Below are 25742 nucleotides of genomic sequence, written 5' to 3'. Positions count from 1 at the left end.
CAACGGACCATGCCAGGTCGCGACCGGATCAGGGGAGAAAGGACCGAACTCGGGTCACAGGCGGCGTTCACTCCCCGTGCCGGTCCCTGTGGACGGCGTGACCGTCGTCCACAGGCCGAAGACGGGTCTTCCGCGCGGTGTGCCCGCGCGGTCACGGTGGTGGACATGACGACGAGCCCGGACGACCGCTTCGCCCTGCTCCTCGGGCGAGGTGCCGCCGAGGGGTGGAATCCCGATGTCACGGCCGACGTGGATGCCACGGATGCAGCCGGACCGGTCGCCACACCCCTGTCGGTGGTGCCGGACGATTCGGTTCCCGGTCGGACCGACGACGACCGGCCGGTGTGGCTCGTCGACCCGGGCGAGGAGTTCCCGGACACCGGGCGGGGTGGCATGGGCCGCAACAGGCCGCATGCCGTGCGGGGGTTCGGCGACGACACCCCGGTCGAGGAGGACACCGGATCCCGGTCGGGCCCGCGGACCCGGACGATCTACGGGATCGTCGTCGTCCTGCTCCTCGTGGCGATCGGCGTCGTCCTCGTCGATCCCTTCGGACGCGGCGACCCCGGGGAGAACGGCCCGGAGGCCACGGGTGACGGCGCGGTGACCGAGGAGGCGGGAACAGCGGTCGGCGGCACGGACCCCGGCATGGGCACAGTGGACGGTGAGAGCGCCTCGGCGGGAGAGGGGACGGAGGACGGCGGGACATCCGGGGCCGGTCCGGAGATCGGAGCGGGTGCGATGCTCGTCGTCCACGTCGTCGGGGCGGTGGCGAGTCCCGGGATCGTGTCGGTCCCTGCCGGAGCGCGCGTGGTCGACGCCGTCGATGCGGCGGGGGGCGCCACCGAGGATGCGGAGGTCTGGCGGATCAACATGGCCCGCGCCGTCGTCGACGGCGAGCAGATCCACGTCCCGGCACCGGGGGAGGAGGTCATGACGGGGACCGGAGGTGGGGAGACGACCGGCACGGATGGAGCGGGGTCCGGGGCCGAGGCGGCACCGGTGAACATCAACACCGCAAACTCGGCCCAGCTCCAGACCCTGCACGGGGTGGGGCCGGCGACTGCACAGGCCATCCTCGACTTCCGGGCCGAGAACGGGCCGTTCACCTCCGTCGACGGCCTCCTGTCCGTGTCCGGGATCGGGGAGAAGACGCTCGAGGACCTGCGACCCCACGTGACGGTGTGAGGTCGGTGGGGGAGGAGATGTGGACATTCGGAGCCCGGACCGCGGGCATCCGTGCCCTCGGAGTCCGTGCTCACGAGACGCTCCGACGCCGCGCGTGGTCCGCCCGGATCCTCCTCGTCGCGGGTGCGGTGTGGCTCGCGTGCCTGGTGCCGTGGACGGTGTTCGGGCGACCGGCGGTGGTCCTCGGGGCGATCGGGGCGGTCCTCGGTGTCGGGTGCGGGGTGCTCCACCGGAGGAGGGGACGGTCGTTCTTGCGCGGCTGGATCGCCTCGACGGGAGTACTGCTGGCTTGCGGTCTCGTGGTGCTCGGGGTGTCGGTGGAACGTGACGGGGTGCGGCCCGGGACCCAGCTCGACGTCCCCGGCACGGTGGTCACCGATCCCGTCACCGGACCGACGGGGTTCGCCGCGGCGACGGTCCGGACCACCCAGGGTTCCCTCACCGTCCGGTCCCGGACCCCGTTGCCCCCTGCGGGCTCACGGTTCCGGGTCGTGGGTTCCGTGACGGAGGACGGGGACCTCTTCCTCGACGAGGCGCCGACCGGCACCGACACGGCCGTGGGCGCTGCTCCACCGTCTGCACACTGGCAGGTCCGCGCGCACATCCGGGCGTTCCTCACCGACTCCGCGCAGAGGGCGGCCACCCGGGTGGCCGCGGTGACCGGGGGCACCCGGGTGGTCGGGGGAGCGGCACTGCTCCCGGGCCTCGTCATCGGTGACACCGCGGCCGTCGACGCCGGACTCGAACAGGACATGCGGACGGTCTCCCTCAGTCACCTGACGGCCGTCTCCGGGAGCAACATCACGATCGTCTCGGTGATGGTCATGTGGGTGGTCGGACGGGTGACCATCCGCCGCGGGGTCGGGATCGGTGCGGCACTCGTCGTCACCGCCGGGTACGTCTTCGTCGTCGGGCCGGAACCGAGCGTGCTCCGCGCGGCCGCGATGGGGCTGGTCGGCGCGGTCGTCCTCGTGCGGGGCATGGGCACGCCGGCCGTCGCGGTCCTCGGGTCGGCCGTCGCATTCCTGCTCGTCGTCATGCCCCGGCTGGCCACCGAGGTGGCCTTCCACCTGTCCGTCGTCGCGACGCTCGGGCTCGTCGTGCTGGGCGTCCCCGCGACCCGGTCGCTCGTCGAGCGGGGCATCCCGTACCCGGTCGCCGCCGCTCTCACCGTGCCGGTCTGTGCCCAGGTGTCGGTGACGCCGGTGTTGCTCGGCATCGGTGGGACGCTGAGCCCGTGGTCGGTCCTCGCCAACGTCCTGGCCATGCCGGCCGTGGCACCGGCGACGGTCCTCGGTACGCTCGTCCTCGCCCTCGGACTGTGCGCGGCGGTCCCGGTGGGAGCCGTGGGTGCGGTCTGCGGGGTGATCGCCGGGTTCGTCGCGGTGTTCCCGGTCCTGTGTGCGGCGTGGATCGTCCGGGTCGCACGGGTGGCGGCCGACCTCCCGGCGGCCGTGTGGCCGTGGCCGGACCCACCGGTGGGGATCGTCCTCGCGGTGCTCGCCACGCTGTGCCTGGCCGGGGCCGTTCTCGGGACGCTGCTGCTCGGGCCCGCGCCCTTGCGGATGCCCGCGACGGGAGCCGGTGGGAGGACGGGCTCGACGGACACTGCGACGGCCGGTGCAGATCGGGAGAACGATGACCCACCGGAGCCTCTGACCCCGGAGGGTCGGATCCCGGTGCGTCGACGCCGGATCGGTCACGGCGACCGTCCTCGCCCGGGCACCCGGGCCGCGCGCCAGGACCGGAGGATCCGCGCCGTGTGCGCCGGGGCCTTCGTCCTCGTGCTCCTCGTGGGCTCGCTCTGGCCTCTCGTGTTCCGCGTGCGGGTCGGGGACTGGGAAGTGGCGGTGTGCGACGTGGGGCAGGGGAGTGCGACTCTCCTGGCCGGTGGGAGCGAGGGACACGCCCTCGTGGTCGACACCGGCCGCTACCCGGATCGGTTGCGGGAGTGCCTACGGACCTTCGGAGTCGGGGTGGCGCACCTGGTCGTCTCCCACTACGACGCCGACCACGTGGCCGGCTACCCGGGTCTCCTGACGAGCACGGAGGTGGTCGGGGTGCACCACGGCCCGGGAGCGACCGGTCGTGCGGCCGAGGACCTGGCGGAGGCGGTGGCGCCCGTCGCGCCTGTCGCGGTCCACGCCGGTCACGGGTACGAGTGGGACGGCATCACCTGGGACTATCTCTGGCCCGAGTCCGATACGGTGACGCGTCCCGACCACACGACGACCAAGACGATGGAGCCCGAGGACCGCAACGGAGTCTCCCTCCTCGTCCATGCGCGGACTCCCGGTGGTGTCACCGTCGTGCTCCCGGGAGATCTGGGTGCGGCGGAGCTCACGCGTCTCGTCGCGACGATGCCCCGCGCGGACGTCCTCGCCGCGCCACATCACGGGTCCGGGGACATGACGGCGGCCTTCCACCGGGCGGTCGGCGCGCGGCTCGGGGTGGTCTCCGTCGGGGCGGACAACTCCTACGGCCACCCGCACCCCGACGCACTCGACGCCTTCGGGTCGGTCCCGGTGCTCCGGACGGACGAGTGCGGGTCGCTCGTGGTCGACGGGGACCTGCGGGCCCGCGGGTTGGATCCCGTCGTACCCGGGCTGACCGGCCGGGTGGTCTGCGAGACCGGGGCGGCACCGATCAGGTGACGGAGGAGAACCTCGGTGCGGCCGGAGAACCTCAGTGCGACCGGGCGCCCCGGGCCACGAGGCTCACCAGGCGTTCGACGGCGTAGACGGGGTCCCGGCCGCCGCCCTTGACCGCCTCGTCGGCATCGGCGACCTCGAGAATCGCGCGGCCGAGCGCCACGTCGTTCCAGGACCGCAGGTCACGGCGGGCCCGGTCGACCTGCCAGGGCGCGAGCTTGAGCTCGGCGGCGACCTGGCCGCTGCCCCCGCCCACGCCCTGCACCCGGGCCATCGTCCGCAGTTTGCCCGCGATCGCGGCGACGATCGGGACGGGGTCGGTGCCCGTGGACACGGCGTGGCGGAGCATCGCGAGCGCCTCGGCGGTGCGTCCGGCCACGGCGGCGTCGGCGACCTTGAACCCGGTCGCCTCGACCCGACCGCCGTAGTAGCGGTCGACGACCTCGACGGTGATCGGCCCCTCGGTGTCCTGCACCAGCTGTTCGACCCCGGCATTGAGCTCGGAGAGGTCGGAACCGAGCGCGGCCATGAGCGCGTCGAGGGCACGTGGGTCGATCCGGCGGCCGGCCCGCTCGAACTCGTCCTCGGCGAAGGCGGCCTTGTCCTGGTCGCTCTTCATCGTCTGCGCGTCGACACGTGGGTGGCCGGCGGCCTCGATCGCCTTGAGGAGCTTTTGCCCGCGGTTGCCACCGGAGTGCTTGAGGATGACGACGGCGTCCTCGTTCACGTCCTCCAGGTAGGCGAGAGCGTCCCCCAGGAAGTCCTCGGAACACTGGGCCACGTCGTCGACGACCACGAGCTTGTCCGAGGAGAACAGGCTGGGCGCGGTGGCCATCGTGAGCTCGCCGGGACCGGCCTGGGCGGCATCGATGCGGACCGTCTCGACCTCGCCCTTCGCCCGCACCGCGGAGACCACGGCGTCCTGTGCCTTGCGGACGAGCACCGCCTCGTTACCGGACACGAGCACGACCGGTGCGGGCTTGGCCCGGTGCCACGGGATGAGCTTCTTCTTCGTCGCCTTCGCGGACCCGGACTTCCCACCGGTCGACCGACGGGAGGACCCCCGCCCACGCTGCGAACTCGTTCGTGCTGCCACGGCGACCACCCTACCGAGTACCCACGGACACGTTCCCACCCCTGGATACGAACCGGGGCCCACACCGTTCGTTCACGGTGTGGGCCCCGGGATCACGCGCTCATGAGTAGAGGGCTCAGAGAGCGGCGACCGCCTTGGCAAGCTTCGACTTGCGGTTGGCTGCGTTGTTCTTGTGCAGCACACCCTTGGAGACGGCCTTGTCCAGCTTGCGCGAGGCGAGCTTGAGGGCGGCCTGGGCCTCCTCGGCGTTCCCGGCGGAGATCTGCTCGCGCACGACGCGCACGGCAGAACGCACCTCGGAACGGACCGCGCGGTTCCGGAGACGAGCCTTCTCGTTGGTCCGGATCCGCTTCATCTGCGACTTGATGTTCGCCATGTCAACACTCTTTCGTGTTCGTCATTGTCAGTTGGTCGTGAGGGCACCGGGAACCCGTGGACCACGACCGCGGGGAAACACGCTCGTGACGGATGCCGGTGTACATCCGCCCGACCAGGAGAGACACACTCCGTGGCGGACATACGAGGATCCATGCTACACGTCGGGCCCGTTCCGGGGCGAGACGACCACGGTCCCGGGACCCTCAGTCGGTCGTGATGTTCGCCACGATGTGCGAGAAGGTCTCCATCGGCATGATCGCGCCCTCGCGCCGGACGGCACCCTGTTCGATCCGGATCACCCGGTCGAGGCGTATCTCCGAGGGTCGCCCGCGGGAGTCCCAGTCGCCGGCGCCGACGTTGATGTACCGCGACCCGTGTTCGTCCGTCCGTACCTCGCCGACGCCCCCGGGCACGTTGTCCTTGCTCGTGAGCATGAGCGCGAGCAGCCACTTGCCGTCCCGCCCGACCACGAGCACCGGCCGGTCCTTGCCCTGCGAGTGGTCCTCCTCGTAGGGGACCCAGCCCCAGACGACCTCGCCCGGGTCCGCCTCGCCGTCGAGGTCCGGTGCGTAGAGCGGCTTGATCGGACCCGTGTGGTCACCCGGGTAACCGTGCGAGGGCCGGTGCGGGAACCCCTGTTTGGGCGCCGACCGCCGACCCTTGCGCGCCTTCTCGAAGGCATCGCTCTGCAGCGGAGCGCGGTCCGCGTCACTCTTCCGCCCCCGCGAGTCGCCACGGTCGTCCTCGCGGGCCTCCTCGGACCCGGGCTTCCCGCGGTACTCCCGCAGGACCTGCGCCGGTTCCTTCCCGCCGACCAGGTCGGACAGGGCCTGGCGCGTCCCCGGCTCCCGCAGTTTCTTCGACACGTACCGCATGCCCTGACGGGCACCGATGTTCACAGCCTTCCGGGCCAACCTCTTCCACATGACGCCCAGCCTATCGACCCGAGCCTTCCCCGCCGCGATGACGAGCAAGATGTCTTTCGACGGGGCAGTTGTCTCGCAGTCACGTGGACCTACGAGACAACTGCCCCGTCGAACGACAAGAATCTCGCAGTCACGATCTCGCAGCCACGATCCTGCAGTCACGATCCGGCCGGGACGAGGTCCGCGAGCACGGGGAAGTGGTCCGAGGGGTACTGGAAGCCGCGACCGTGGGTGTCGACGCGGTAGTCCAGCGGCACCAGGTCGGGGGAGTGGAGGATCCAGTCGATCCGCTTGCCCGTCCGCTTCACGCCCCGGTAGTGGTGGAAGGTGTCGATCCGCGCGTCCGGGCACGGGTCGGACCCGGGCGCACCCGCCCGCAGGGTGTCGACCACGTCGCTCAGGCCGGTGGCATCCTCACGACCTGCACTGTCCCCGCCCCCGGTCAACCGGGCGTGCACCTCGTCGTCCTGGGAGACGTTGAAGTCGCCGAGGAGGACGACGGCGCGGCCGTTCTCCCGCGCGTCCGAGGTGTACGTCGCGAGCGCCTCGGCGGCAGCAAGGCGGGCCGGCTGCGAACGGTGGTCGAGATGGCAGTCGAGCATCCGCAGGCGCTGTCCGGTCACACGGTCGGTCGCGTCGATCCAGGTGACGGTGCGTGGGTGGGCGGCACCGGGACCGCGGGTGCCGGGGACCGTGGGACGGTCGGAGAACCACCGGACCTCCCACCGGTCGACCCGTACACGCTCCTGGTCGTAGAGGATCGCGGTGAATTCCCCGGCGTCGCCACCTTCACGACCGGTGCCCAGCCAGGCGTAGCGCTCCGGCAACCCGGCGACGAGCTCCTCCAGCTGGTGCAGGTGTCCCTCCTGGGTACCGACCATGTGGGGTGCCGCCGTGCGCAGCAGATCCCGTGCGACCGGCAGGCGCGCGGACCAGGGCTGACCGTCGCGGGCGGGGTAGCGCAGGTTGAAGGTCATGACGCGCAAGGGAGACATGTCGTCACCCTAGGAGCTCGCGGCCGAAGGCGGCAGCGCCCCGTGCGGTTCCACCCGGGAGGTCCGGACGTGCGACAATGGACAGCCGCATCACCGTCGTCCCGGCCAGGCGCGATCGCCCGATGGCGCGGATCACCGCGCACCCGCGCGGACGGCCACGAATCGGACGACACGGCGACGACGACTCGACGGAAAGAGAGACAGGACTTCCATGCCACAGGTCAGTGCGGACAATGCCTCCCGGATCGCGGTCGCCTCGACGCCGCCGGACCTGATCCGGAACTTCTGCATCATCGCGCACATCGACCACGGCAAGTCGACGCTCGCCGACCGGATGTTGCAGAAGACCGGTGTCGTCCAGCCGCGTGACATGCGCGCGCAGTACCTGGACCGCATGGACATCGAGCGGGAGCGCGGCATCACCATCAAGTCGCAGGCCGTGCGCATGCCCTGGGAACTCGACGGCACGCCCTACGCGCTCAACATGATCGACACCCCCGGTCACGTCGACTTCACCTACGAGGTCTCCCGCTCCCTGGCCGCCTGTGAGGGCACGCTGCTGCTCGTCGACGCCGCCCAGGGCATCGAGGCGCAGACGCTCGCGAACCTCTACCTCGCGATCGAGAACGGCCTGGAGATCATCCCCGTCCTCAACAAGATCGACCTGCCGGCCGCCCAGCCGGAGAAGTACTCCGAGGAGCTCGCCAACCTCATCGGCTGCGAGCCCGAGGACGTCCTCAAGGTCTCCGGCAAGACCGGCGAGGGTGTCGAGGGCGTGCTCGACCGCATCATCACCGACCTCCCGGCTCCCGTCGGCGACGCCGAGGCGCCCGCCCGCGCCATGATCTTCGACTCCGTCTACGACACCTACCGCGGTGTCGTCACCTACGTCCGGGTGCAGGACGGGTCCCTGTCCCCGCGCGAGAAGATCCAGATGATCTCGACCGGCGCGACCCACGACCTCCTGGAGATCGGCGTCTCCAGCCCCGACGCCGTGCCGGCTCAGGGGCTGGGCGTGGGCGAGGTCGGCTACCTCATCACCGGCGTGAAGGACGTCCGCCAGTCGAAGGTCGGTGACACCGTCACCTCCGCGCGCAACCCCGCGAGCGAGGCGCTCCACGGCTACCAGGATCCCAAGCCCATGGTCTTCTCCGGGCTGTTCCCGATCGACGGGTCGGACTACCCGCTGCTGCGTGACGCCCTCGACAAGATGAAGCTCAACGACGCCGCGCTCACCTACGAGCCGGAGACCTCGGTGGCCCTCGGCTTCGGCTTCCGCTGCGGGTTCCTCGGCCTCCTCCACCTGGAGATCGTCCGCGAGCGCCTGGAGCGCGAGTACGACCTCGACCTCATCTCCACCGCCCCCTCGGTGGTCTACGAGGTGACGATGGAGGACGGTTCCGAGCACGTCGTCACGAACCCCTCGGAGTTCCCCGAGGGCAAGATCCGCGAGGTCCGCGAGCCGATGGTCCGCACGACCGTCCTCCTGCCCAGCGAGTTCGTCGGCGCGGTCATGGAGCTGTGCCAGTCCAAGCGCGGCCAGATGCAGGGCATGGACTACCTGTCCGAGGACCGGGTCGAGCTGCGCTACCGCATGCCGCTCGCGGAGATCGTCTTCGACTTCTTCGACCAGTTGAAGTCCCGCACCAAGGGTTACGCCTCGCTCGACTACGACAACGACGGCGACCAGGCGGCGGACCTCGTGAAGGTCGACATCCTGCTCCACGGCGACCAGGTCGACGCCTTCTCCGCGATCGTCCACAAGGACTCCGCCTACTCCTACGGGGTCGAGATGGCCGGGAAGCTGCGCAAGCTCATCCCGCGTCAGCAGTTCGAGGTGCCCATCCAGGCGGCCGTCGGCTCGCGCATCATCGCCCGGGAGACCGTCCGCGCGATCCGTAAGGACGTCCTCTCCAAGTGCTACGGCGGCGACATCAGCCGTAAGCGCAAGCTGCTGGAGAAGCAGAAGGAGGGCAAGAAGCGCATGAAGATGGTGGGCCGCGTCGAGGTCCCGCAGGAGGCCTTCATCGCCGCGCTCTCCTCGGACGCCGAGACCAAGGACAAGAAGAAGTAAGTGCCCGCCCAGCCGGAGGGGGAGACTCCCCCGCTCAGCGGACACCTGCCCGCCACGGCCGCCGCGGGGGCCGGTGACCGCACCTTCTCGCTGTACGTCCACGTGCCGTACTGCCGGGTCCGCTGCGGGTACTGCGACTTCAACACCTACACCGCCGAGGAGCTCGGCCCCGGCGCCAACCGTGCCGACTACCGGGCCAACCTCGCCGCAGAACTCGACCTGTCCGTCCGCGTCCTCGCAGGGTCGGGTCTGCCCGAGCGCCCGGTGTCCACCGTGTTCTTCGGGGGCGGCACCCCCACGCTCCTCGCCGCCGAGGTGCTCGCCGGGGTCCTCGACGACGCGCGCTCACGCTTCCGGTTCGCGCCCGACGCGGAGATCACGACCGAGGCGAACCCGGACACGCTCACCCCGGAGTACCTGGCGACACTCGCCGCGGCCGGGTTCACCCGGGTCTCGCTCGGCATGCAGTCGGCGGTCCCGCGCGTGCTCGCCACTCTCGACCGCACGCACGAGGCGTCCCGCATCCCGCAGGTCGTGCAGTGGGTCAAGGACGCGGGGCTCCAGGTGAGCCTCGACCTCATCTACGGCACGCCGGGGGAGTCGGTGGCCGACTGGCGGACCACGGTCGAGACGGCCGTCGCCTGCGCCCCGGACCACATCTCCGCCTACTCCCTCATCGTCGAGCCGGGCACGAAGATGGGCGCCCAGGTCCGACGTGGCGAACTGCCGATGCCCGACGAGGACGACCTGGCCGACAAGTACGAGATCGCCGACCGCGCCTTCGGTGCCGCCGGACTCGGGTGGTACGAGGTGAGCAACTGGTCGACGGGTCCGGACACCCGCTGCCGGCACAACATGGCCTACTGGCGCAATGCCGACTGGTGGGGCTACGGGCCCGGTGCCCATTCCCACCTGGGTGGCGTCCGGTTCTGGAACGCCAAGCACCCGCGGGCCTGGGCGGATCGCCTGGGACAGGGGCACAGCCCCGCCATCGGCCGCGAGGTGCTCGACGCGGACACCCGGGAACTCGAACGCATCATGCTCGCCGCACGGATCGACGACGAGCTCACCGTCGACTCGCTGCCGGCCGGGGCCACGCCGGTGCTCGCCGGTTTCGTGGCCCAGGGGCTGTTGGACGGTCGCGCCCTGCTCGCGGGACGGTTCGCCCCGACCCTGCAGGGCCGCCTCATGGCCGACCACATGGTCCGCGAACTCGTCGACCTCCTCTGACCGGAACCATCGAGTGGGCGCTCCCTACCCAACGACTGGGCGCTCCCGACGACGCGACGAGGCCCGCACCCCGAGAGGAGTGCGGGCCTCGATCGGTTCCGGGATCAGAGGCCGAGCGAGACGAGGAGCTCGACGAGGAAGGTGCCCAGATGGGAAGACGAATGGCCCGTTCCTGCTGGTGCAGGAACGGGCCATTCTGTCCGGCAGTGCCGGTTGTCGGACTCGACGGTGTGAGGCCGGGCCTCGGCGCCTCACTTCACCCAGTTGGGGGTCATCGGGAACTTGTAACCCTGCCCCTTGTTCGCCGCGACACAGGCGAGGATCTCGACGACGAGGTAGAAGATCGCCCACGCCATGAGCGTGAAGTACCCGACGATGACGAACATGAGGATCGCCGAGCCGAAGCCCACGATGAGTCCGATCAGCATGATGTTGATCGACTGGGCCGCGTGGTGGCGGACGAAGGCGGACTCGTCCTTCTTGATGAGGAAGAAGATGATCGGCACCAGCCACCCGAGCGAGACGAGCGACCCGAGGATCACGCCGAGGTGGACCCACATGCCGGTCTGGCGCTCGGACTCGGTCGCCTGCCAGAAGCCCTCGGAACCCTCCTGGTAGGCCTGGTCCGGCAACTGACCCATGATCTGCATGTTCATCTGCTGCGTCCCGGGTCCGGTGGCCGACTGGGCCGTCCCGGGATGGGTCTGCGGACCGGGCTGCGCGTACCCACCGGGCTGCTGGGCGTACCCACCGGGCTGCTGGGCGTGGCCGCCCTGCTGACCGTAGGGGTTCTGCTGGCCGTAGGAGCCCTGTGCGGAGTAGCCACCCTGCGGCTGGGAACCGTACTGCTGCGAGCCGTACCCGCCCTGCTGGGAACCGTATCCGCCGGCCGCGTCCCGCTGGCCGTAGGACTGCGGCTGGGAGCCGTACTGTTGGGGCTGCGACCCGTACTGGGGCTGCGAACCGTAGGTCGGGGGCATGGGACGACCCTGCTCGGGCTGCTGCGGGTCGGAGGGGTTCTGCGACATGGCGAGTCCTTTCGCTTGCGTTCTCTCCCACGCTAGTCGACCCGCCACCGACAGCGGGACATCCGGTGTGCCGGTTCGACCACGGGAAAGTGTTGTACCCATTGGACGCCTCCGGCCTGCTGTCACGCCACGGGGAAAACCCGATCCCACGCCGTGGCGTGCCTCACTGAACCTCTTCACCGGTGACGCTCCACCCATAGCGTCGACTATGACGCGCTACCCATAGCGTCAACCGTCACGCTCTACCGATGTTCGTCAACCGTGACGAAGTCGATGAGCTCCTCCACCCGGCCGGACAGGGTTGGCTCCACGTCCGCGATCGTCTTCACGCAGCCCAGGATCTTCTGCCAGGCGCGGGCGACGTCCCGGTGGTCGGCGGCCGGCCAGCCGATGCGGCGCAGGACGCCGGCCTTCCACTCCTCACCCCGGGGCACCTCGGGCCAGGCATTGATCCCCACGACTCCCGGCTTCACGGCCTGCCACACGTCCACGTAGGGGTGACCGATGATGTGCACGCAGCTCGCGTACCGGCGGTCGGCCATGACGGCGTCCCGGATCCGGGTCTCCTTGGCTCCCTTCACCAGGTGATCGGCGAGGACGCCGACCCGGTGCGCGCGGTCCGGTCCGAACTCCTGGAGCTTCTCCGGCAGGACGTCCAGGCCGCCGAGCGGTTCGACGACCACGCCCTCGATCCGCAGGTCGTCGCCCCAGATCTTCTCGACGAGTTCCGCGTCGTGCCGTCCCTCGACCCAGATCCGGGAGCCCCGCGCGACCCGGGCAGGTGCGTCCGGCACCGCCACCGATCCCGAGGCGGTCCGCCCCGGAGCCGTCGGCGCGCCCTTCTGCACGGGCCGCGGACGGACGAGCTCGACGGGTTTCCCCTCGACCAGGTAGCCGCCACCCAGAGGGAAGGGGCGGCGCCTGCGCATCCTGTCCTCGAGGATCACGGCCGCGCCACCGGCGGCCTTCTCGATGCCCATGACCTCGCCGACGAACCCACTGGCCGGGTGCTCGACGATGAGACCGCGGCGCGCCTCGACGGGTGCGGAACGCGGACGACGGTGGGAACGGGACGCGGAGGCGGCCAGGACGTCCCGGCCGTAGGGATCTGCAGGACTCACCGTCCCGAGGGTAGTGGGGCCGTCCGTCACGGGACCCCACGACACCCCGCCGGGAGACACACCCGTGTGGTTTCGCCTAGAATTGGCACTCGCACGGACGGAGTGCCAGGGACGAGCGACGAGGAGGAGCGGATGAACGACGACAGGCGCGCGCGTGTGCTCCGGGCCATCGTCGAGGACTACGTGTCGACCAACGAACCCGTGGGTTCCAAGGCGATCGTCGACCGTCACGGCCTGGGTGTCTCCCCGGCCACCATCCGCAACGACATGGCGGCCCTCGAACAGGACGGGCTCATCGCCCAGCCGCACACCTCGGCCGGCCGGATCCCGACGGACAAGGGCTACCGCCGGTTCGTCGACTGGCTCGACGAGGTCAAGCCGCTCAGCAGTGCCGAGCGCCGCGCGATCGCCCGGGTGATCGAACAGCCCGTCGACATCGACGAGATGCTCGACCGCACGGTCCGTCTGCTCGCCCAGCTCACCCACCAGGTCGCGGTCGTCCAGTACCCCGTCGTCACGCGTGCCCGGGTCAAGCACCTGGAGCTCGTGGTCATGGGGCCCGGCCGGCTCCTCGCGGTCCTCATCTCCGACACCGGGCAGGTCGAGCAGCGACTCGTCGACCTCGGGCGGGCGATCGGTGAGGACCAGGTCGCGGTCCTCCGGGACGCCTTCAACCAGACCCTCGTCGGCAGCCGCCTCGACCGCGTCCGGTCCACCCTCCACGGAATCGAGGTGGCACCCGCCCTGCGCGAGGCCGCCGCCGCGGTCACGGTCGTCGTCGATGACCTCGCCCGGGCCAACCGGCAGGAGCGCCTGCTCATGGCCGGGACGGCGAACCTCGCCCGCTCGGGCCCGGAGTTCGGCGTACACATCGGCCCCCTCCTCGAGGCCTTCGAGGAACAGGTCGTCCTGCTGCGCCTCCTCACCGACATGGCCGAGGCCGACGACCGGGTGGCCGTGAGGATCGGCCGGGAGAACCCCGTCGAGTCCTTCGCCACCACCTCGGTCGTCTCCGCCCACTACGGTGGGGAGTCGACGGCCGCCCGACTGGCCGTGCTCGGCCCCACCCGCATGGACTACCCGACGACCATCGCGGCCGTCCGCGCGGTCGCCAAGTACGTGTCCGTCGTCCTGGAGGACCGGACGTGAACCTCCGCCCGCCGAGGCGCCCCGTCCACGTCCTGCCCGCCCGGTCCGCGGCCGCTCGGTCGACGACCACGCAACCGGCAACCGGACCCCCACCCCGCACGCGCACCACGCCCATCGACACGAACCGCCACGAAGGACGAATGTGAGCAACCACTACGAGACCCTCGGCGTCGCCCGCGACGCCGGCGCCGACGAGATCAAGAAGGCGTACCGCAAGCTCGCCCGCAAGCTGCACCCGGACGTGAATCCGGGCCAGGAGGACGAGTTCAAGAAGGTGTCCGTGGCCTACGAGGTGCTCTCCGACCCGGAGAAGCGCCGCAACTACGACAACGGCGGCGGCGAGTACGGCCAGGCCGCCGGTGGCGGGTTCGGCGGGGGCGGTGGCTTCTCCGACCTGTTCGAGACCTTCTTCGGCGGGGGCGGCGGCATGGGCGGCGGACGCCCCCAGCCGATGTCCCGCAAGCGCCGCGGCAAGGACGCCCTCGTCGAGGTGTCCATCCCGCTGCAGACCGCGGCCTTCGGTGGCCCGCAGGACATCGACGTCGTCACGGCGGAGCTGTGCGACACCTGCCACGGCGAGGGCACCCGCGAGGGCACCGGCCTCGAGACCTGCTCCCTGTGTCAGGGCGCCGGATCCGTGCAGCAGATGACCCGCACGCTGCTCGGCCAGATGGTCACCAACCAGACCTGCAACAACTGCGGCGGCTACGGCACGATCATCACCGACCCGTGCGGCAACTGCCGGGGTGACGGACGCGTCCGGACGCAGAAGACCCTCACCGTCAAGATCCCGGCCGGTGTCTCCGAGGGCACCCGGATCCAGCTCGGCGGCCAGGGCGAGGTCGGCCCGGGCGGCGGCCCGCAGGGTGACCTGTTCATCGAGATCACCGTCGAACACCACCCGGTGTTCTCCCGCGACGGCGACGACCTGCGTGCGACCGTCACCGTGCCCATGACGACGGCGGCCCTCGGGGCGACCGTCGACCTGGAGACCTTCGACGGCACCCAGGAGCTCGAGGTCGAGCCCGGCACCCAGTCCGGAACCGTCATCACGCTGGCGGGTCTCGGTGCCAAGCGCCTGCGCCGGGACTCCCGCGGGGATCTGCTCGTCACCGTCCTCGTCGAGACCCCGAAGAAGCTCGACGACACGCAGAAGGACCTGCTGCGCCAGCTCGCGGTCGCCCGTGGCGAGTCCGAGCCGGTCGCCGTCGTCGACGAACAGCAGCACCACCACCACCGCAACCCGTTCAGCCGACTGCGCGAGAAGTTCGCGGGACGATGACCCTGCCGGTCTACCTCGCCGCCGGTCTCGCCGAGGCCCCGGACCCGGTCGGGGGCTCCGAGCTCACCCTCGGGGAGGACGTCGCCGGGCACGCGGTGCGTGTGCGCCGGACGAGCGTCGGCGAGCACCTGCAGGTCACCGACGGGCAGGGACTGCGCGTGACCGGAGAGGTGACGGGCGCCTCGGCGGCGGAGATGACCCTGCGGGTCACGGAGGTCGGGCGGGAACCGGCCCCGGCCCGGCCCCTCGTGCTCGTCCAGGCACTCGCCAAGCAGGACCGGGACCTGCAGGCGATCGAGGCGGCCACCGAAGTGGGCGTCGACGCGGTCGTCCCGTGGGCCGCCCAGCGCTCCATCGCCGACTGGCCGGCCAAGAAGGCCGCGAAGTCCGCCGCCAAATGGGACAACATGCTGCGGGGCGCCGCCCTCCAGGCCCGGCGGACGTGGGTGCCCACGCGCGGTGAGCTCGTCCGCGGCACGGCGCTGGCGGACACCTTCGGTCCCGACGACCTGGTCCTCGTCCTCCACGAGTCCGCGGAGACCCCGCTCGCGACGGTCCTCGCCGGTGAGCCCGCGGCCGAGGCGACCCGTGGTCGCATCGTCCTCGTCGTCGGGCCCGAGGGCGGGATCACCGAGGCGGAACTGGAGGCCTTCACCGCCGCCGGTGCCCGTCCGGTGCGGTTGGGCCCGACGGTCCTGCGCGCCTCGTCGGCAGGCCCCGTGGCGTTGGCCGTCGTCCAGACCCTGCTGGGCACCTGGTCCTGAGAACGGACGGGTGCGGACGACCACTCTCAGGTGATGCACAGAGGGTCGTATGATCGAGCCTGATCCAATCCATCGGTACCACCCCGGAAGGACACCCCCTGGAACCGAACACCCGGGCCACGACGGTCCGTCTGACCGTGCCCGAACACATCGACCTCGTCTCGCTCTTCGGCCCGGCCGAGGCGCACCTGCGGGCCCTCGAGGAACTCGAACCGGAGGTCGACGTCCACGTCCGTGAACGCGACATCGCGCTCACCGGTCCGGAATCCGCGGTCGCCACCCTCGTGCGGACCATCGGCGAGCTCAAGAAGATGGTCTCGGCGGGGTCGCGGCTCGATCCGCTCACCATCCGGCGCGTCCACACGATGGAGACCCCGGAGTCGAGCCCCGCGGAGGTCCTCACGGCGGACATCATCTCCAGCCGGGGCCGCACCGTGCGGCCCAAGACCTTCGGGCAGCACGAGTACGTGCGCGCCATCCGGGAACACACGATCACCTTCGGGCTCGGACCGGCGGGTACCGGCAAGACCTACCTGGCGATGGCGATGGCCGTGAACGCCCTGCAGCGCAAGGACGTGAGCCGGATCGTGCTCACGCGGCCGGCGGTCGAGGCCGGCGAGAACCTCGGGTTCCTGCCGGGCACCCTCAACGAGAAGATCGATCCCTACGTGCGCCCCCTCTACGACGCGCTGCGGGACATGGTCGACCTCGACCGGATCCCCGAACTCATGGAGTCCGGCGCGATCGAGGTGGCTCCGCTCGCCTACATGCGCGGCCGGACGCTCAACGACTCCTTCGTCATCCTCGACGAGGCGCAGAACACGACCCCGGAACAGATGAAGATGTTCCTCACCCGTCTGGGGTTCGGTTCGCGGATGGTCGTCACCGGCGACACGACGCAGATCGACCTGCCCGGACGGACGCGGTCGGGTCTGCTCGTCGTCCAGGACATCCTCGACGGCGTCGAGGACATCTCCTTCTGTCGCCTCGGCAGCAAGGACGTGGTGCGCCACGACCTCGTCTCGCGCATCGTCGAGGCCTACGACCTGTGGAACGCGGAGGATACCGGGCGATGAGCGCGGAGATCACGAACGAGACGGAGCACGCCGTCGACCTGCAGCAGGTCGAGGACCTCGTCGCCCACGTGGTGGCGGCCATGCACCTGCATCCCGGGGTCGAGGTGTACGTGCGTTTCATCCCCGACGAGGCCATGGAAGACCTCCACGTGCAGTGGATGGACCTCGAGGGAACGACGGACGTCATGTCCTTCCCGATGGACGAGCTCACCCCCGGCGACGAGTCGACCGAGGGGATCCTCGGTGACATCGTCATCAGCCCGGTCGTGGCCGCCGAACAGGCCCGGGCCGCCGGTCACTCGACGATGGACGAGATCCTCCTGCTCACCACCCACGGCCTGCTCCACCTCATGGGGTACGACCACGAGGAGCCGGAGGAGAAGACGGAGATGTTCGGTCTCCAGCGTCATCTGCTGCTCACCTGGTTCGCCGAACGGGAACCGGGGCGCACCGACCTACCGGCGCCGACGGAGGACTGAGACGTGGCCGTCCTGTGGTTCTTCCTCGCGGCCCTCACGTGTCTGCTCGTCGCCGCGGTGTTCTCCGCCGTCGACTCCGCGGTCGCGGTCGTCTCGCACCACCAGGTGGAGGACGCCGTCGAGGACCGCAGACGCGGCGCGGCGGCCGCCCGCCGGGTCCTGGGCGACCTGCCCACGCACATCAACGTCCTCGTCTTCCTCCGCCATTTCCTCGAGGCGGCGGCCACCGTCTTCATCGCGATGGCCTACAACACCGTCTTCGACGGCAGCTGGCAGATGGTGGTCTGCTCCGTCGTCACCGCCTCGATCGCGGTCTTCGTCATCACGGGTGTGTCGCCACGGACGATCGGGCGCCGGCTGTCCCTGCGGGTCGTCCTCGCGCTCGGCCCGCTCGTCACGGGCCTGCGGACCATGTTCGGCCCGGTGGCCCGGCTGCTCGTGTGGGCGGGCAACCTGCTCACCCCGGCCCAGGTCTACCGTGACGGCCCGTGGGTGACGGAGGACCAGCTCAAGGACCTCGTCGACCGGGCGGCCGGCTCCGACGTCATCGAGGACGAGGAGCGGGACATGATCCGCAACGTCTTCGAGTTCGGTGACACCCGGGCCTACAAGGTCATGGTGCCGCGCACCGACCTGGTGACGGTGCGGGCGGGTACCCGTCTCGACAAAGCGATGACCCTGTTCCTGCGGTCCGGGTTCTCCCGGGTGCCCGTCACCGGTGAGGACATCGACGACGTGCGGGGAGTGCTCTACCTCAAGGACGTCGCCCGCCGCCTCCACACGCACCCGGAGGAGGTCGACCGGGACGTCGAGGAACTGGCCCGTGGCGTCGTCTTCGTCCCCGACACCAAGCCGGTCGACGACCTGCTGCGGGAGATGCAGGTCGACTCCACCCATGTGGCCGTCGTCGTCGACGAGTACGGTGGCACGGCCGGTATCATCACGATCGAGGACATCGTGGAGGAGATCGTCGGTGAGATCGACGACGAACACGACCGCTCCGAGACCGAGATCGAGGAGGTCGCACCCGGCGAGTTCGAGGTGAGCTCGCGCATGCAGATCGACGATCTCGCCGAGTTCTTCGACGTCCGGATCGAGGAGGAGGACGTCACGACGGTCGGGGGCCTGTTGGCGAAGGAGATCGACCGCGTCCCGATCGCCGGCTCCGCCGCGACGGTCGCGGGCCTCGACATCGTGGCCCTGCCCGGTTCCGGCCGCCGCCACCGCATCACCCACGTCCGCGTCACCCGTGCACCCGAGGAGAACGAGACCGCATGACCATGGAATTCCGCACCGACTGGCCGGAGGACCACCGGGCGGGCTTCGCCTGCTTCGTGGGTCGGCCGAACACGGGCAAGTCGACGCTCACGAACGCACTGGTCGGCAGCAAGGTCGCGATCACCTCGGCGAAGCCGCAGACCACGCGGCACACGATCCGCGGGATCGTCCACCGGGACGACCACCAGCTCGTGCTCGTCGACACCCCGGGTCTGCACCGTCCGCGCACCCTGTTGGGCAGTCGGCTCAACGACCTCGTCGCGGCCACGCTCTCCGAGGTCGACGTCATCGGCTTCTGCCTGCCGGCCGACGAGAAGATCGGGCCCGGCGACCGGTACATCGCAGAACAGCTGCGGATGGTAGCGGGGAAGACGCCCGTCGTCGCGATCATCACGAAGACGGACACCGTCGAGAAGGACCGGGTGGGCGAGGCCCTGCTCGCGGTCGGCGAGCTCGGGGAGTTCGCCGACATCGTCCCGGTCTCCGCGGTCGACGGGTTCCAGGTCGACACGGTCGACCGGGTGCTCACCGCGCACCTGCCGGTGTCCCCGCCGCTGTATCCGGAGGGTGAGCTCACCGACGAGCCGGAGGCGGTCCTCGTCGCCGAACTCGTCCGGGAGGCGGCACTCGAAGGTGTGCGGGACGAACTGCCGCACTCGCTGGCCGTCCAGGTCGAGGAGATGGGTCCGCGTGAGGGCCGACGCGAGGACAATCCGCTGTGGGACGTCCGCGTCAACCTGTTCGTCGAACGCCCCAGCCAGAAGGCGATCATCATCGGGAAGAAGGGTTCGCGCCTCAAGGAGATCGGGTCGCAGGCCCGCAGCGGGATCGAGGCGATCCTCGGCACCAAGATCTTCCTCGACCTCCACGTGAAGGTCGCCAAGGACTGGCAGCGCGACCCCAAGCAGCTGGGTCGCCTGGGCTTCGACTTCTCCTGACCACGTCACCGCACGCGCTCGGGACCCCGAGCCCCCGACCGAACACCACACCCACGACCGGACTGGAACCGAAGTGAGCAACGCGCAGATCGTCCACCTGACCGAGCGGAACCCCCGGGTCGCCCCCGAGGAACTGGTGCAGGGCCTGGTGCCTCCGCCCCACTTCGAGGAAGCCCGGTTCGCCACCTACATCCCCGACCCCGCGCAGCCGACCCAGACGCAGGCCCGGGACACCCTCGACGAGTTCTGCTCGGCGCCGGTGAAGAAGTCCGGGTTCCTCGGCAAGCTGTTCGGGAAGAAGGAACAGCTCAAGGGTGTCTACCTCGACGGTGGCTACGGTGTCGGCAAGACCCACCTGCTGGCCTCGGCCTGGCACGCCTCGCCCAAGCCCGCGACCTTCGGCACCTTCGTCGAGTACACGAACCTCATCGGCGCCCTCGGGTTCCAGAACGCCCGCGACGTGCTCACCGGCATGACGCTGGTGTGCATCGACGAGTTCGAGCTCGACGACCCGGGGGACACCGTCATGATGTCCCGCCTCATGCGTGAGCTCACCGATGCCGGGGTGCGGATCGTCGCGACCTCGAACACCCTGCCGGGTGCGCTCGGCCAGGGTCGGTTCGCCGCCCAGGACTTCATCCGCGAGATCCAGGCACTGTCCGACCAGTTCTCCATCATCTCGATCGACGGCGACGACTACCGGCAGCGTGGTCTGTCGACCCCGCCGGAGCCGCGGACCACCGCGGAGCTCGACGCGATCGCCGCGGGCGAGGTGCCGGCCACGTCCGGTGCCGAGGTGCAGGGCGCATCGGCGGCGGGGGAGGGCTCGACAGTGGAAGAGAGTACCGCCACGGTGGCCCGCGACGACTTCACGGCACTGCTCGAGCACCTGCCGATCGTCCACCCCTCGAAGTACCGCCGGATGTTGGAGGACGTCGACACCGCGCTGTGGGACGGCGTGGGCACGATCGAGAACGAGGGCGTGGCGCTGCGGTTCGTGGCGCTCGTCGACCGGATGTACGACCGCGGTGTGACGATCGTGAACTCCGGGGCCCGCCTCGACGCGGTGTTCACCGAGGAGCAGCTGGCCGGCGGGTACAAGAAGAAGTACATGCGCTGCCTGTCCCGTCTCACGGCGCTCTCCAGCGGCGAGGCGCAGTGAGGGACCGACCCGCCCGGGGGCGCGGGACGGTGACCGAGGTGGGGCGATAGGCTCGGCCCATGGAGATCCGACCCGCGGAGTACCCGCCCCTGGCCGCCAACGTCGAACAGGCCCCGCCCGCCCAGGTCGCCGACGCCCTGCGATTCGACAAGGGCGACGACTTCGCGCGGATCGACACCCGTGCGACACCCGGCTTCCACGGTGGGAAGACCGAGGGGCGCGAGGCGCACGTCCTCGACAACGAGGTCCTCGGTGACCTGCAGGAACGGCTGTTCGCCAATGCGCTCACCGGCACGGCGGAGAAGTCGCTGCTCGTGGTGCTCCAGGGGCGTGACTCGGCGGGCAAGGGCGGCGTCGTCAAACACGTGGTCGGGGCGCTGAGCCCGCACGGCGTGCACGTGGCCGCCTTCGGGGTGCCGACGGCCGAGGAGTCCGCGCACCATTTCCTGTGGCGGGTGTACCGGGAGCTGCCGCGCTATGGGCACGTGGGTGTTTTCGACCGGTCGCACTACGAGGACATCCTCGCCGCGCGGATGCACGGGCTCGTGTCGCGGGAGGTCTGGGAGGGCCGGTACGACGAGATCAACGAGTTCGAGGAAGGGCTCGCGGCGAACGGCACCGAGATCGTCAAGATCATGCTGACGATCTCGAAGGAGGAACAGGCCGAACGCCTGGGGGACCGGCTGGTGCGGCAGGACAAGCACTGGAAGTTCTCGCGCAGTGACATCGAGGACCGGGAGCGCTGGGACGAGTACACCGAGGCGTTCCAGGACGTCCTCGACCGCACCTCCAAGCGGAACGCCCCGTGGTACGTGGTGCCGGCCGACCGCAAGTGGTACTCCCGGTGGGCGGTCGTGCGGATCCTCATCCACCACCTGGAGAAACTGGGCCTCGACTGGCCCGAGGGCGACTTCGATCCGATGGCCGAGATGGAGCGCCTGCTCCGCACGATGTGAGGTGCCGGGATCCGGGCGGAGATCAGACCAGCCCGGTCCAGGCGGGCAGATGGTTCTGGAAGGGTACCCAGGCGGGCAGTCCGGTGATCCGGAGGGTCAGATAGACGACGCCGGCGACGAATGCCGCGGTGCACAGCCCGAGGAGGGCGTTGACCCACCAGTGTTGGCGACGGAGCCACCGCGTCCAGGCGGCCAGCAGGTCGCGACCGCGGTGGAGGATGCGCCGTGCCCATTCGAACTCGCTGGCGATGACGGCGACGCCGATGAAGACGACCAGCCACCCGGGCCCCGGGAACGGGACCATGACGAGGCCCACGAGCACGATGAGGGTCCCGAACCCACCGATGAACGCGCGGTAGAGGAACCGGGTGGTGGGGTCACGGTGCAGGACGGCACGACGGCGCAGGTATTCCAGGCGGATGCGTCGCCACCAGGGACGGCCCTGCTTGTGGCGACGTGAGAGCCATCCGTGGGGTCGTGGTGCTCGGTGGGTCACGCTTCCGACTGTAGACCCGGCAGGTGGCAGGAGGCTGGGAGCACGAGTGAACGGGCCAGGTGGAGGGGCCGGTGACGGGGGCGTGAACTCCGGGTGACGAGCGTCACCGCTGCAGGATTTGTCCTCGGGTGATCGAGGGGCATATAGTTTTATCTCGTTGCGAAGGAAACGACGCAGCGGGACAGAGGGAAACTTCGCCCACGAAGTTTGCTTCGACCTCTGTCTTCGCGGAAGTAGCTCAGTTGGTAGAGCATCACCTTGCCATGGTGAGGGTCGCGGGTTCGAGTCCCGTCTTCCGCTCGGAGTTGCCGAATGGCATCCACTGTGGTGGGGTGGCCGAGAGGCGAGGCAGCGGCCTGCAAAGCCGTTTACGCGGGTTCGAATCCCGTCTCCACCTCGTACGCGTCGGTCACCGATGCCACGAGCGCGATTGGCGCAGCGGTAGCGCGCTTCCTTCACACGGAAGAGGTCACTGGTTCGATCCCAGTATCGCGCACGCCTGGTCCCTGCCGGATCAGGTCGGACAACTGAATACAGCTCATCATGAGCGCGATTGGCGCAGCGGTAGCGCGCTTCCCTGACACGGAAGAGGTCACTGGTTCGATCCCAGTATCGCGCACGGTACGGTGCCGACAGCACTCAAGGCCCGGAGGTCCCACACGGATCCCGGGCCTTTGTCGTGTCCGGTGCCGGCGGGCGCCCGCGCGTGATCGGTAGCTGTGGCGGAGGTCATGCGAGGGCGATTTGTCCGTCAGGTGCGTGGTGGCATAAAATCTTTCCTCGTCGCAGCGCACGCGGTGCGACGAGGAGTGTCTCCCGGATCGATCTCGACAGCATCATCGCTGGTGAGAAAGGTGGAGCGGGTGAGCATTCCCATGCGGAAGTAGCTCAGTTGGTAGAGCATCACCTTGCCATGGTGAGGGTCGCGGGTTCGAGTCCCGTCTTCCGCTCGCGCGATTGGCGCAGCGGTAGCGCGCTTCCTTCACACGGAAGAGGTCACTGGTTCGATCCCAGTATCGCGCACGATACGAACATCGCATGTGCACGGTGCACGAGGGCTCGGGAGCTCAGCGGATGAACTCCCGGGCCCTCGTCGTCTCCGCGGCGATCAGATGCCGGCAACCGGGGGCCGGTGGGATCTGTTGTGCAGTTCACATCGTGGAACGCCTGATGGAACGGTTGTCATGGGCTGTCCGGCGGCGTCAAGGGACGCTCTGATCCGATGCTCGGAAGGGGAGACGAAGCGCCGTGCACAGGCGTTCGATCCGCATGATTCCGGGGGAGAGAGGCGCTGGCCGGTTGGGGCGCAGAGGCGTCTCGGCGTGTTCCCGACACGGGGTCCGCAGCGGCGAATCACAGCGGTGTCATTCGATTTGTGTTCGGTGCGCGCGGTCGTATAGAGTTCTATCTCGTCGCCACGGCAACGCGGCGGCACGGACAGAGGGAAACTTCGCCCACGGAGTTTGCTTCGACCTCTGTCCTCGCGGAAGTAGCTCAGTTGGTAGAGCATCACCTTGCCATGGTGAGGGTCGCGGGTTCGAGTCCCGTCTTCCGCTCGCAATCTGGGATCGAAGGCCTCGGTCGGAGATCCCGGTGCACGCCGAAAGGCAGGCGCCCCCGGTGGGGTGGCCGAGAGGCGAGGCAGCGGCCTGCAAAGCCGTATACGCGGGTTCGAATCCCGTCTCCACCTCGCGCGATTGGCGCAGCGGTAGCGCGCTTCCCTGACACGGAAGAGGTCACTGGTTCGATCCCAGTATCGCGCACGGATCGGTGCCCACACGGGTATCCGCCCCTCGGGGCAGCTAGGCCCGGACACTCGGAAACGAGGTCCGGGCCTTCGTCATGTCCTGACCACTCACCTCGCACTCGAAGAGGTCGGCGGGTTTCGGCACCAGGTTCTCGGATCGCAACGTCCCCGGACGGAGCCACGGGTTCTGCCCCCGTAGTGTTCTCCGTAGACAGTTCTCGGATCAGACCGTCCCGGAGGGGATCGGCCTGGACCCGGCGGTTGATTCACCTGCCGTCGGTCGGCCGGTACCGTTCCGGAACACCCCGTCGAAAGGCCCATGATGTCGAACCCCTACGACCCGAACTCCTCCGGGCCGCCGCCGGCACCGGGCGCCGGTCCTCCTCCCGGTCCGGGCCAGCAGCAGGCACCGGGTTCCGCCCCGCAAGGTCCGCCTCCTCCCCAGGGACCGAGCTCTCCGCAGTTCCCGTCCTACGGCTCGAACCCCACACCCCAGGCACCAGGAGCACCCCAGGCTCCCGGGTCCGCTCCGTCGGCCCCCTCCTACGGCTCACCCTCGTACGGGTCGAACCCCGCACCGGGCGCCGCCCCCGCTCCCGCCTACGGATCCAACCCCGCTCCCGCCTACGGCGCAGCCCAGTCCGCCGACCAGTTCCAGCCCGCCAACCCCGGCTCCGGTGGCGGATGGAACGCCGCCGCCCCCGGTGGTGACTCCTCGAAGAACATCTGGGGCCTGCTCGCCCTCATCGCCGGTATCGTCGGCATCGTGCTCGGCCTCGGTGGCGGTGGTCTGCTGTTCTCGATCGCCGGCATCGTCCTCGGCATCATCGGCGGCAAGAACGTCGCCAAGGGCGTGGCGAATAACCCCGGCCAGGCGAAGACCGGCCTGTGGACCGGCGTCATCGGCATCGTCGTCAACTTCATCGCCGCGATCGTCATCGGTCTGCTCATCTGGAACTTCGGCACCGTCGAGGTGAATGGCGAACGGGTCAACGACGGTGGCGAGACCACCTCCCAGCAGGACCCCTCCTCCGGCAACGATCCCGCAGCGGGCACCGACCCCGCCGCGGGTCAGGACCCGGCTGCCGAGGACCCCGCCGCCGAGGACCCGGCCGCGGGCGAGGCACCCGCCTCCGACCCGGCCTCCGGTTCGGGAGGCGGAGTCCAGGCGGCGCCTCCCGGGTCGGGCACCGAGATCTCCGAGGGCGTCGAGATGGGCTTCATGCTCTCGGGCGATCCCTCCTCGTCCGACCCCCTCACCGAGTTCACCCTGAGCTACCGGAACACCGGCACCGAGGACTACGACGCCTCCTCGGTCACCTGGTCGTGCACGTACGATGTCGGCCCGTGCCCCCAGCTCTACGGCGATCCGTACGTGAGCTTCAGCGAGTACGGCACCATCCCTGCCGGGGAGGTCGTCACGTACACGACGGGCTTCAAGATCCCGATGGAATCCATGAACTCCATCGAGATCACCATCAACGACCAGAACTCCGACGCCTGGCCGGAGCCCTACGTGATCACCTTCGGCTGAGCGGTATTCCACGCCGGCCGCGCCCCGGCACCACGTCGGCTGCGTCGGACGCCGCCCGCCCCTGCTCCCGAGGTGCCCTCCCAGCCGGGAACCACCGGTCGAGAGCAGAAGGCCCGGTCCTCCAGGTGTGGGTCCGGGCCTTCGTCGTGTCCGCGGTCGAGACGACGAACAGGGGACGCTCTGCGGTCGGCACG

General features: G+C 69.9%; 21 protein-coding genes and 9 tRNA genes. 23 read left to right on the top strand and 7 right to left on the bottom strand.

What is annotated here, in order from left to right:
• Positions 1–165: 165 nt before the first annotated feature.
• The gene (locus AAD496_RS07495) at positions 166–1188 is read left to right on the top strand and encodes a helix-hairpin-helix domain-containing protein (RefSeq protein ID WP_349828031.1); all 1023 of its coding nucleotides are present in this window, start codon (positions 166–168) and stop codon (positions 1186–1188) included.
• A 17-nt stretch (positions 1189–1205) separates the two neighbouring features.
• A complete protein-coding gene (locus tag AAD496_RS07490) occupies positions 1206–3842 on the top strand; it encodes a ComEC/Rec2 family competence protein (RefSeq protein ID WP_349828030.1) in 2637 nt (878 codons plus the stop codon).
• Between the two features lie 31 nt (positions 3843–3873).
• Here the strand turns inward: AAD496_RS07490 and holA are convergent, their stop codons facing one another.
• The 4 genes from holA to AAD496_RS07470 all read right to left on the bottom strand — a co-directional run bounded on the left by holA (position 3874) and on the right by AAD496_RS07470 (position 7234).
• Positions 3874–4935: a DNA polymerase III subunit delta gene (gene holA / locus AAD496_RS07485; RefSeq protein WP_349828029.1), complete on the bottom strand. Its 1062-nt coding sequence runs from the start codon at positions 4933–4935 to the stop codon at positions 3874–3876.
• A gap of 115 nt (positions 4936–5050) precedes the next feature.
• On the bottom strand, positions 5051–5311 hold the full coding sequence (gene rpsT / locus AAD496_RS07480) for a 30S ribosomal protein S20 (protein ID WP_349828028.1): 261 nt from the start codon (positions 5309–5311) through the stop codon (positions 5051–5053).
• A gap of 205 nt (positions 5312–5516) precedes the next feature.
• On the bottom strand, positions 5517–6239 hold the full coding sequence (locus AAD496_RS07475; RefSeq protein ID WP_349828027.1) for a type II toxin-antitoxin system PemK/MazF family toxin: 723 nt from the start codon (positions 6237–6239) through the stop codon (positions 5517–5519).
• A 158-nt stretch (positions 6240–6397) separates the two neighbouring features.
• Positions 6398–7234, bottom strand: coding sequence for an endonuclease/exonuclease/phosphatase family protein (locus AAD496_RS07470; protein ID WP_349828026.1), 837 nt, complete (start codon positions 7232–7234; stop codon positions 6398–6400).
• Positions 7235–7445: 211 nt separating this feature from the next.
• On the opposite strand from AAD496_RS07470, the gene lepA reads away from it, so the two are divergent.
• The gene (lepA, locus tag AAD496_RS07465; RefSeq protein ID WP_349828025.1) at positions 7446–9308 is read left to right on the top strand and encodes a translation elongation factor 4; all 1863 of its coding nucleotides are present in this window, start codon (positions 7446–7448) and stop codon (positions 9306–9308) included.
• On the top strand, positions 9309–10538 hold the full coding sequence (hemW, locus tag AAD496_RS07460; RefSeq protein ID WP_349828024.1) for a radical SAM family heme chaperone HemW: 1230 nt from the start codon (positions 9309–9311) through the stop codon (positions 10536–10538). It abuts the gene before it with no gap.
• Between the two features lie 251 nt (positions 10539–10789).
• Here hemW and AAD496_RS07455 read toward each other — a convergent pair whose 3' ends face one another.
• Together AAD496_RS07455 and AAD496_RS07450 are read right to left on the bottom strand one after the other, a co-directional pair.
• Positions 10790–11566 carry a magnetosome magnetite crystal formation protein family gene (locus AAD496_RS07455; protein WP_349828023.1) on the bottom strand — a complete coding sequence of 259 codons (777 nt, stop codon included), beginning with the start codon at positions 11564–11566 and terminating at the stop codon, positions 10790–10792.
• A 242-nt stretch (positions 11567–11808) separates the two neighbouring features.
• Positions 11809–12687, bottom strand: a complete 879-nt coding sequence (locus AAD496_RS07450; RefSeq protein WP_349828022.1) for a DUF3097 family protein — start codon at positions 12685–12687, stop codon at positions 11809–11811.
• 132 nt (positions 12688–12819) lie between these two features.
• Here AAD496_RS07450 and hrcA point away from each other — a divergent pair, with 132 nt between their 5' ends.
• From hrcA to AAD496_RS07405, 9 genes are all read left to right on the top strand, one after another.
• A complete protein-coding gene (gene hrcA / locus AAD496_RS07445; protein WP_349828021.1) occupies positions 12820–13836 on the top strand; it encodes a heat-inducible transcriptional repressor HrcA in 1017 nt (338 codons plus the stop codon).
• A gap of 142 nt (positions 13837–13978) precedes the next feature.
• Positions 13979–15118 carry a molecular chaperone DnaJ gene (gene dnaJ, locus AAD496_RS07440; RefSeq protein WP_349828020.1) on the top strand — a complete coding sequence of 380 codons (1140 nt, stop codon included), beginning with the start codon at positions 13979–13981 and terminating at the stop codon, positions 15116–15118.
• A complete protein-coding gene (locus AAD496_RS07435; RefSeq protein WP_349828019.1) occupies positions 15115–15882 on the top strand; it encodes a 16S rRNA (uracil(1498)-N(3))-methyltransferase in 768 nt (255 codons plus the stop codon). Before dnaJ ends, AAD496_RS07435 begins: the two co-directional genes overlap by 4 nt.
• A gap of 131 nt (positions 15883–16013) precedes the next feature.
• Positions 16014–16958: a PhoH family protein gene (locus AAD496_RS07430; protein ID WP_433913741.1), complete on the top strand. Its 945-nt coding sequence runs from the start codon at positions 16014–16016 to the stop codon at positions 16956–16958.
• Positions 16955–17437 (top strand): rRNA maturation RNase YbeY, encoded by a 483-nt coding sequence (gene ybeY / locus AAD496_RS07425; RefSeq protein WP_349828018.1) that lies wholly within the window; start codon positions 16955–16957, stop codon positions 17435–17437. Before AAD496_RS07430 ends, ybeY begins: the two co-directional genes overlap by 4 nt.
• A gap of 3 nt (positions 17438–17440) precedes the next feature.
• Positions 17441–18715 carry a hemolysin family protein gene (locus AAD496_RS07420; protein ID WP_349828017.1) on the top strand — a complete coding sequence of 425 codons (1275 nt, stop codon included), beginning with the start codon at positions 17441–17443 and terminating at the stop codon, positions 18713–18715.
• Between the two features lie 2 nt (positions 18716–18717).
• The gene (gene era / locus AAD496_RS07415) at positions 18718–19653 is read left to right on the top strand and encodes a GTPase Era (RefSeq protein WP_349828035.1); all 936 of its coding nucleotides are present in this window, start codon (positions 18718–18720) and stop codon (positions 19651–19653) included.
• Positions 19654–19726: 73 nt separating this feature from the next.
• A complete protein-coding gene (gene zapE / locus AAD496_RS07410; protein ID WP_349828016.1) occupies positions 19727–20815 on the top strand; it encodes a cell division protein ZapE in 1089 nt (362 codons plus the stop codon).
• Positions 20816–20874: 59 nt separating this feature from the next.
• Complete coding sequence (locus tag AAD496_RS07405; RefSeq protein WP_349828015.1) at positions 20875–21771, top strand: PPK2 family polyphosphate kinase; 897 nt, start codon at positions 20875–20877, stop codon at positions 21769–21771.
• 22 nt (positions 21772–21793) lie between these two features.
• Here AAD496_RS07405 and AAD496_RS07400 read toward each other — a convergent pair whose 3' ends face one another.
• A complete protein-coding gene (locus AAD496_RS07400; protein WP_349828014.1) occupies positions 21794–22267 on the bottom strand; it encodes a TIGR02611 family protein in 474 nt (157 codons plus the stop codon).
• A gap of 227 nt (positions 22268–22494) precedes the next feature.
• Between AAD496_RS07400 and AAD496_RS07395 the strand changes: the two genes are divergently transcribed.
• The 10 genes from AAD496_RS07395 (at position 22495) to AAD496_RS07350 (ending at position 25548) form a co-directional block, all read left to right on the top strand.
• Positions 22495–22567, top strand: a tRNA-Gly gene (locus tag AAD496_RS07395).
• Positions 22568–22593: 26 nt separating this feature from the next.
• Positions 22594–22664, top strand: a tRNA-Cys gene (locus tag AAD496_RS07390).
• 27 nt (positions 22665–22691) lie between these two features.
• Positions 22692–22763: transfer RNA gene (locus AAD496_RS07385), tRNA-Val, on the top strand.
• Positions 22764–22814: 51 nt separating this feature from the next.
• A tRNA-Val gene (locus tag AAD496_RS07380) sits at positions 22815–22886 on the top strand.
• A 258-nt stretch (positions 22887–23144) separates the two neighbouring features.
• A tRNA-Gly gene (locus AAD496_RS07375) sits at positions 23145–23217 on the top strand.
• Position 23218: 1 nt separating this feature from the next.
• A tRNA-Val gene (locus AAD496_RS07370) sits at positions 23219–23290 on the top strand.
• A gap of 460 nt (positions 23291–23750) precedes the next feature.
• Positions 23751–23823 (top strand) — tRNA-Gly (locus AAD496_RS07365).
• A 63-nt stretch (positions 23824–23886) separates the two neighbouring features.
• Positions 23887–23957, top strand: a tRNA-Cys gene (locus AAD496_RS07360).
• 1 nt (position 23958) lies between these two features.
• Positions 23959–24030, top strand: a tRNA-Val gene (locus tag AAD496_RS07355).
• Positions 24031–24333: 303 nt separating this feature from the next.
• Entirely contained in the window at positions 24334–25548 is a 1215-nt protein-coding gene (locus AAD496_RS07350; RefSeq protein ID WP_349828013.1) for a hypothetical protein, read from the top strand.
• Positions 25549–25742: the final 194 nt, after the last annotated feature.

The organism is Brevibacterium litoralis (assembly GCF_040212315.1).
Taxonomy (GTDB): domain Bacteria; phylum Actinomycetota; class Actinomycetes; order Actinomycetales; family Brevibacteriaceae; genus Brevibacterium; species Brevibacterium litoralis.
This window is presented reverse-complemented; position numbering and strand designations above follow the sequence as displayed.